The sequence below is a fragment of the Desulfothermus sp. genome (genome assembly GCF_053993635.1).
This window is the reverse complement of the sequence record NZ_JBMYBT010000082.1, coordinates 1-7,163: the sequence shown is the minus strand read 5'-3', so window position 1 is coordinate 7,163 and position 7,163 is coordinate 1. Positions and strand designations below refer to the sequence as shown.

The window sequence follows — 7,163 nt, the reverse complement described above, 5'->3', positions numbered from 1 at the left end:
AATATCACTGAAGAGTATAGCTATCTTCTACAATGATAATTCCTCTGCCTTTTGTCTCATCTTATCAGCTGCCAGCTCTAAAATGAGAGCAATTTGCTTTATCTTTTCCAGAGACTGACCTTCTTTTATTCTACGGTGCACCCATTCACATATGTATAATATTTCAGATGAATTAAAACTAAGTTTTGGGTTCTTTTTCTCTATAAAGCTTATAATTTCTGTTCTCAGTCTCTCACGCCTCTTAATAGACAGTTCATAATCTTTTAACGCCTTGTTTTTCTTTTTTTCCAACTCCGCCAAAACCTTTTTTTCTCTGCTTGCACTATCACCTTGTTTTACCGTTAATTTTTGTTTTGCCAAGTTGTAATTATTTATAATCTGATTTAACACGAAGTTATAATGGGTGCTCCTTGCTTCTTCCTTAAGGTAGTTTTCTAAATTTGTGAGCAAACTTCTCTCTGTTGAGATAGTAGTGAGAACATTGGACAAATCCTGCACATAGTTAGATAACAAAATTAGAAGTGTTTTAATCTGATCCTTATTTAGCTCACGCTCTAGAGTTTTTCCGTGTTCTCTAAAAACCTTGGTTGTCTCCTTTGCATTATCTATTAACTCATTAATAAATATATCAATAAAACGTTCATATTGAGCTTTAAGGAGATCAGGATCCATTATTTTTTCCAGGATCTTCTTTCTGGCCTTTTCAAGGGATGGGGCATCTACCTTAAGTCCAATTAATTCTAGGCCGTATCTTGCGTTAAGCGCCCTTAAGGAAATATTTAACTTTGGTTGATTAGTTGGATTATCTTGTGTACTCGGTGGTTGGTAACTGTTTAGTATAAATTCAACTAAGTCATCTATAAAATAAGGAGTTATTACATATTCATTGATCCATCTCTTAAAAGAACTTTCCGATTTTGAAACCTCTTTTTTTACTCTTTCCCCTTCCCCCTTACCCACATTTTGATTACCTTTTTTTGCAAGTTCTTTAAGTAAGTCTTTTTTAAAAATTTTTCCTTTTTCCTCTACTGAAAACTCTTTTTTCGCATTACTAGAGCTGTTTTGTTGGGCTGTTACAAGGGATCTATTTACTTGTTTTAACTTGGAACTCTGTTTAAATAAATATCCACCTAAAAATCCCGCAACAATCCCTATAAGAAGCACTGAAACTATTTGAATATTTTTTCTGGCCATTAATTTTCTCCAAAGCTAATTATTAGGCCTTTGAATCAACAAAAATCACATGCTCACCATGCAAATGTTTATAAAAAATAGTGACCAATGTAAAGTTTATTAATATTTTTCTTGATAATTAAATAATGAACATTTAATACAGATGCATGAATGTAATAAAAGGGCCTTTTAAAAATTTAAAAAATATAGTACTTGCATCTGGCTCACCAAGAAGACAGATGCTTCTAGCACAACTTGGTATATATTTCCAGGTAATGATTAGTAATGAAAAAGAAAAATCTAAAGGAGATAGGCCTGAGATTTTAGTAATGGAAAATGCAAGGGCCAAGGCAGAAAGTATTTTAAAAACAAAGGTAAAAGGCGTTATTATTGCAGCAGACACAGCAGTGATACTAAATGGTTCAATCCTTGGAAAACCTAAAGATAAAGAGGATGCTATATCCACCTTGAAAAAACTCTCAGGTAAGTGGCATGAGGTTTACACTGGGTGTTTTATTGTAGACAATACATCAGACAATGTGCACTCAGAAAAATTTGTTGTAAAATCAGAGGTTTTCATGGATAAGTTTTCTCCAGATATTATAAAAAAATATGTGGATACAAAAGAGCCTTTGGACAAGGCAGGGAGTTATGCCATTCAGGGAATTGGAGCTTTTTTTATCAAAGAAATTAAGGGTTCGTATTCAAATGTAATAGGCCTTCCAATAAATGAGCTGGTAAGACATTTGTTGAGAATTTCAGCCATAGGAGTTTAAATTATGTTTAAAGACAAACTTATGACCATTGCCCAATTATTTGGAATAGGAGGAATTGAATTTGCCCCGGGATCATGGGCATCCCTGGCGACCTGTATAATTTTATATCCTATTCTAAAATTTGGCCTAGGGGTTAAAATAACACTTATAATTATTATTTCAATCCTGGGCATTTATGCTGCAGATTATGCAGAAAAAAAACTCAATGAAAAAGATCCACGCTCAATTGTAATCGATGAAGTGGCAGGTCAATTAATCACCCTTACATTCATTGGTAACCCCTCTTTTTTATCTGTATTTTTAGGATTTATTTTATTCAGAATATTGGATGTTTTTAAACCACCTCCAATAAGACAAATAGAAGAGAGATTTTCTGGAGGATTTGGAATAATGATTGACGATATTGCGGCAGGAATTATTGGTGGGTGTATTTTGTGGCTTATCTTAAAGATAATATAAAAAAAGGGCCAAATGGCCCTTTTTTTATTTAAGGGTTGTTTCAAGTTCCCTTAATATTCTCTGTACTTTCATTAATTTGTCCTTATCAGAGCCCTTTAGATGCTGGGAAAGATACTCTGCCTTTTGAGAAATTTCATTTAATATATCACCATATATCATCTTCCTGGTTTCTTCTGGTAGTTTTTCAATCTTTGCCACCCTGGACTGTAAATCACCTACAGTTTTATCGAGAATAACAACCTGTTTTTTTACTGGGTATAGTTCAGCCATTTTCTTTTCTATGGTGCCAACAGTAAGCTTGATGCTAAAATAAAAAACCACCATTAGCATCACTGCCATAATAGAAATGATTAAAGCAACCTTTCCCATATCTTTTTTTACTTCTTTTAAAAGCTCTTCTGGTCTCTGTTCATTTTTCTGGGACTTGGATTCTTTTTGCAAAACTATTACATTGTCTTTTGCCATAAAAAACCTCCTTTTTTTCAATTTGTTTAATTTGTTAAACTCTGGATTGGTGCAGGAATTCTACCACCCCTTTTAATAAATTCATTTGAGCAGCCTGGATGGCTCACCTCACAAATTGTAGCTTCCCCTAGAAGTCCCCCAAAATAGGCCTTATCTCCTGCCTTTTTCCCTGGCACAGGAATAATCCTCACTGCCGTGGTCTTTTTGTTTATAACACCAATGGCCATTTCATCTGCTATGATGGCTGAAATGGTCTCTGCAGGAACATCTCCTGGAATTGCAATCATGTCCAGGCCAACAGAACATACACTGGTTAAGGCCTCTAATTTTTCTAAAGAGAGAAATTTATTGGCCACGGCGTCTGCTATATTTAAATCTTCACTAACAGGGATAAAGGCACCTGATAAACCGCCTACATGGGAACTGGCAAATGAACCACCTTTTTTCACTGCATCATTTATAAGGGCCAGGGCAGCAGTGGATCCTGGGACACCAATGCTTTTTAGTCCCAGGCTCTGAAAGATCTCTCCTACACTGTCACCAACATTTGGCGTAGGGGCAAGGGATAAATCAACTATTCCAAAAGAAACATCAAGTTTCTCAGCTACTTCCCTTCCAATTATTTCCCCCACCCTTGTCACCTTATACGCAGTCCTTTTAATTATCTCAGAAAGTCTCCCCAAAGTCAATTTAGGATCGTTTTCAATAGCCCTATCAATTGCCTTTTTTACCACTCCAGGGCCGCTTACACCAACATTTATAACTGCATCTGGCTCTCCTGTTCCGAGATATGCACCAGCCATAAATGGTATGTCCTCTGGGATATTGGCAAACACACATAGTTTCGCACAGCTTATACCATCTCTATCAGCAGATAAATCAGCAGCACTTTTTATGGCCTTACCCATCATATACACAGCATCCATATTTATACCAACTTTAGAGGATGCAACATTTACAGAAGAACACACCCTTTGAGTTTCAGATAGAGCATGGGGAATAGCCTTTATTAAATTTTTGTCTCCAGGCGTCATTCCTTTTTCAACAAGGGATGTAAATCCTCCAATAAAATCTACACCTACTTTTTCTGCAACTTTATCCAATGTTTTTGCCACTAAGATAAGTTCTTTTTCATTAAAACAACCACCACAAACGCCTATAGGACTTACTGATATCCTCTTATTTACAATTGCAATTCCGTATTTTTCTCCAATCAAATCACAAGTGGAGACAAAATTCTCAGCCAGATTCAGTATCTTATTATAGATCCTGTTTCTAAAGTCATCTATTAAATGGCTCACACAATCAAAAAGACTTACCCCCAAGGTTACGGTACGAACATCCAGATGCTCATTTTTCACCATCTCTAACAGTTGTAGCACTTCAGTTTCACTCAACATATACCTTCCCCACTATATCCTACATATTTCTTCAAAAATTTTCTTATGCTGCACAGTAATCTCCAAACCCAATTCTTGCGCTCTTTTTTTTAGTCTAGTTGTAAATTCCGCGAGTTTTAGATCTTTTGGGACATCCACCTCATAGATGGTCAATGTCTTTTCAGGAAAAGCCGAAGTTCTATTTACAAACTTCAAGTTAGAAATATTAACCCCAAATTCATACATAATACAACTAATGGCAGCAATCAAACCAACTCTATCTTTACCTATGCTCACAACTACAAAAGGTTCTGTCTCAACATTAATTTGGCGGTTGGAAGATTCTAAAGGTTTTGTGTGTGCAATAAGGTTCTCTTCTTTCAACTGCTCGTCAAGTATATCCTGAAGATTACTAATTGTAACACCTTTGCCTAAAGACACCACAAACATACCACAAAATTCACCCTGAAGCACAGTCTGTGAAATATCTTCAATATTACATCCATGATCAGCTAAAATTGAAGCAACTTTACAAACAATACCAGGTCTATCCCTTCCAAAAACAGCAACCACTATTTTTTCCATAAATGTCTCCCCTTTGGCCTGACATTTAGATATCTAGTTTAGCCCAGACAAAAAATCAAGTTTTAAAAATCTACAAAAAATATTTTTGTCTATTGACAACATTTTCTAATTTATTTATATACAAATCCGTAACACAAATTTAAAATTAATCACATTTTAAAAATAAAGGAGGAATTAGTAATGTTATTAAACAAAATCTTAAAAAAAATTATTATTTCGCTTTTAATTTTATTTATCCCTTCAATATGTTTAGCCCACTTTGGAACCATCATGTCTCAAAAAACAATGCTAGATCAGACTCACAGGAAAACCAGGTTGCTCTTTGCCTTTATACACCCTTTTGAGCAAAATGCAATGAATCTAACACTTGAGCAGGCATGGGCGATAAATTTAACTAGTTCTAACAAAGAAAATTTATTGTCTAAACTTAAGCCAATAAAGTTTCTAGATCACCGTGCATACAGGACAATATTTCGTCCTAAAAGACCTGGTGTTTACTGTATTTACATGATTCCAAAGCCATACTGGGAACCTGCTGAAGACAAATTCATAAAACACATTACTAAAACTTATATTGGAGCTTTTGGAGAAGAGGATGGCTGGTCAAAGCCGTTGGGTCTTGAGGTGGAGATTGTGCCCATAACCAGACCATTTGGGCTATATGCAGGAAATGTATTTCAGGGAAAGGTCTTAAGAAATGGAAAACCAGTTCCAAATTGTGAGGTAGAAGTGGAATACTACAACAAAAACTCAAGATATAAGGCTCCTTCAGAATACATGATAACTCAAGTAATACTCACAGACGATAATGGCATTTTTACCTACGCCGCCCCTATTGCAGGCTGGTGGGGGTTTTCTGCTCTTACCACTGCTGATTACAAATTAAAACAAAATGGTGTTGACAAGGACGTCGAGGTTGGTGGAGTTATCTGGGTCAAGTTTTCTTCTATCAAAAAGAATAGATAAAGGACACTCTAATGCATATTTCTGAAGGAGTACTCACCCCCCCCATTTTAATAGCAGGAGCAGCCATTACATTGACCGGCACCGTGATAGGGCTAAAAAAAATCAGGCCCCATCAGGTGCCCTTAATGGCTGTTTTGACCTCTGCATTTTTTGTTGCATCCTTAATACATGTGCCCATAGGCCCAACAAGTGTGCACCTAGTATTAAATGGCCTGGTAGGAATATTGCTTGGTTTCGGAGCTTTTCCATCAATTTTAGTAGCTCTTTTACTCCAGGCCATATTTTTCCAGTTTGGAGGAATTATTGTCCTGGGCGCCAACACCGCTAATATGGCTTTGCCCGCTGTAATTGTATTTCTTTTATTTAGAAAAGCTTGTTTATCAAAACAAAAGAAATTTAGAGTACTTGGTGGCTTTTTGAGCGGTTCCATGAGCATATTATTATCTGGTGTAATGGTAGCCCTTTGTCTATACCTTACTGGTGAAAATTTTTCCCAGGCAGCCAAAACTATCCTGGTAGCCCATATCCCCATTATGATTATCGAGGGGATTATTACTGGAGTGACAATAGATTTTATATACAGAGTGAAACCTGAGATGTTGGATATCTAAGTAAAATAAAGCTCCATAAATTTTGAGTATGTAACAAAAAATGTGTATATTCCCAGGGTGTTGAGGGTGATAAATAAGGGGATATTAGTGATCAGTGTGAATGATCTGTGTGAGTGGACAACAAATGACAAATAGTAATAACAGATCATTCTTAATTTGAATTTACACAAATAATGATACAGAGTCTGAATTTTAAGAATCTGTACCAGGGGATCACTTATGAAAAAACAAAATATCTTAGCAATATTAATATTATATATCTTAAGTTCAACTATATGTTGGGCACATAGGGTTGATGTGTTCTGTTATGTAGAAGGCAAGACTATAAACTGTTCTGCAAAATTTTCCACTGGAGAACCTGTTGTTGAAGGAACATATAAGGTTTATGCAAAAGATAAATTGATATATCAGGGAAAAGGCGATAAAAAGGGTAATTTCATCTTTCATATCGCAGAAGACCTTTTAAAAAATCCCGTTGATATTAAGGTGGTGTGTAAAGCGTGCATGGGTCACAAAAATTATTGGATAGTAAAAAAGGATGAATACTCATTTGAAAAGGAAGAGGGTGATATTGAGGATACAATGGGTATAAATGAAGACGTAGAAGGGGAAGTAGGACAATCTTCAGTTGATTATAAAAAATTGGAGAAAATTTTTAAAAAGGTTTTAGGAGAAGAACTTACCCCAATTAAAAAAGACATTGCAGAGTTGAGCACGCCTAAAATTGGACTCAGGGACATCCTTGGAGG

The 7,163-nt window shown here is 35.7% G+C and carries 9 protein-coding genes; 5 read left to right on the top strand and 4 right to left on the bottom strand.

Going from position 1 to position 7,163, the window contains the following annotated elements; genetic code table 11:
• Positions 1-27 precede the first annotated feature (27 nt).
• A complete protein-coding gene (locus ACY2V1_RS06545) occupies positions 28-1,194 on the bottom strand; it encodes a hypothetical protein (protein WP_461833994.1) in 1,167 nt (388 codons plus the stop codon).
• A 146-nt stretch (positions 1,195-1,340) separates the two neighbouring features.
• Between ACY2V1_RS06545 and ACY2V1_RS06540 the strand changes: the two genes are divergently transcribed.
• Both ACY2V1_RS06540 and ACY2V1_RS06535 read left to right on the top strand, forming a co-directional pair.
• Positions 1,341-1,949: a Maf family protein gene (locus tag ACY2V1_RS06540; RefSeq protein ID WP_461833993.1), complete on the top strand. Its 609-nt coding sequence runs from the start codon at positions 1,341-1,343 to the stop codon at positions 1,947-1,949.
• 3 nt (positions 1,950-1,952) lie between these two features.
• On the top strand, positions 1,953-2,408 hold the full coding sequence (locus tag ACY2V1_RS06535) for a phosphatidylglycerophosphatase A family protein (protein ID WP_461833992.1): 456 nt from the start codon (positions 1,953-1,955) through the stop codon (positions 2,406-2,408).
• A 24-nt stretch (positions 2,409-2,432) separates the two neighbouring features.
• Here ACY2V1_RS06535 and ACY2V1_RS06530 read toward each other — a convergent pair whose 3' ends face one another.
• The 3 genes from ACY2V1_RS06530 to ACY2V1_RS06520 are packed head-to-tail and all read right to left on the bottom strand — an operon-like array spanning position 2,433 to position 4,837.
• Entirely contained in the window at positions 2,433-2,873 is a 441-nt protein-coding gene (locus ACY2V1_RS06530) for a hypothetical protein (RefSeq protein WP_461833991.1), read from the bottom strand.
• A gap of 26 nt (positions 2,874-2,899) precedes the next feature.
• Positions 2,900-4,273, bottom strand: a complete 1,374-nt coding sequence (locus ACY2V1_RS06525; protein ID WP_461833990.1) for a PFL family protein — start codon at positions 4,271-4,273, stop codon at positions 2,900-2,902.
• A gap of 12 nt (positions 4,274-4,285) precedes the next feature.
• On the bottom strand, positions 4,286-4,837 hold the full coding sequence (locus ACY2V1_RS06520; RefSeq protein ID WP_461833989.1) for a glycine cleavage system transcriptional repressor: 552 nt from the start codon (positions 4,835-4,837) through the stop codon (positions 4,286-4,288).
• A 180-nt stretch (positions 4,838-5,017) separates the two neighbouring features.
• Between ACY2V1_RS06520 and ACY2V1_RS06515 the strand changes: the two genes are divergently transcribed.
• From ACY2V1_RS06515 to ACY2V1_RS06505, 3 genes are all read left to right on the top strand, one after another.
• Complete coding sequence (locus tag ACY2V1_RS06515; RefSeq protein WP_461833988.1) at positions 5,018-5,803, top strand: DUF4198 domain-containing protein; 786 nt, start codon at positions 5,018-5,020, stop codon at positions 5,801-5,803.
• An 11-nt stretch (positions 5,804-5,814) separates the two neighbouring features.
• Complete coding sequence (gene cbiM / locus ACY2V1_RS06510; RefSeq protein WP_461833987.1) at positions 5,815-6,414, top strand: cobalt transporter CbiM; 600 nt, start codon at positions 5,815-5,817, stop codon at positions 6,412-6,414.
• A gap of 219 nt (positions 6,415-6,633) precedes the next feature.
• The coding region (locus tag ACY2V1_RS06505) for a NikL family nickel/cobalt ECF transporter subunit (RefSeq protein ID WP_498040226.1) at positions 6,634-7,163 on the top strand (530 nt) is incomplete at its 3' end.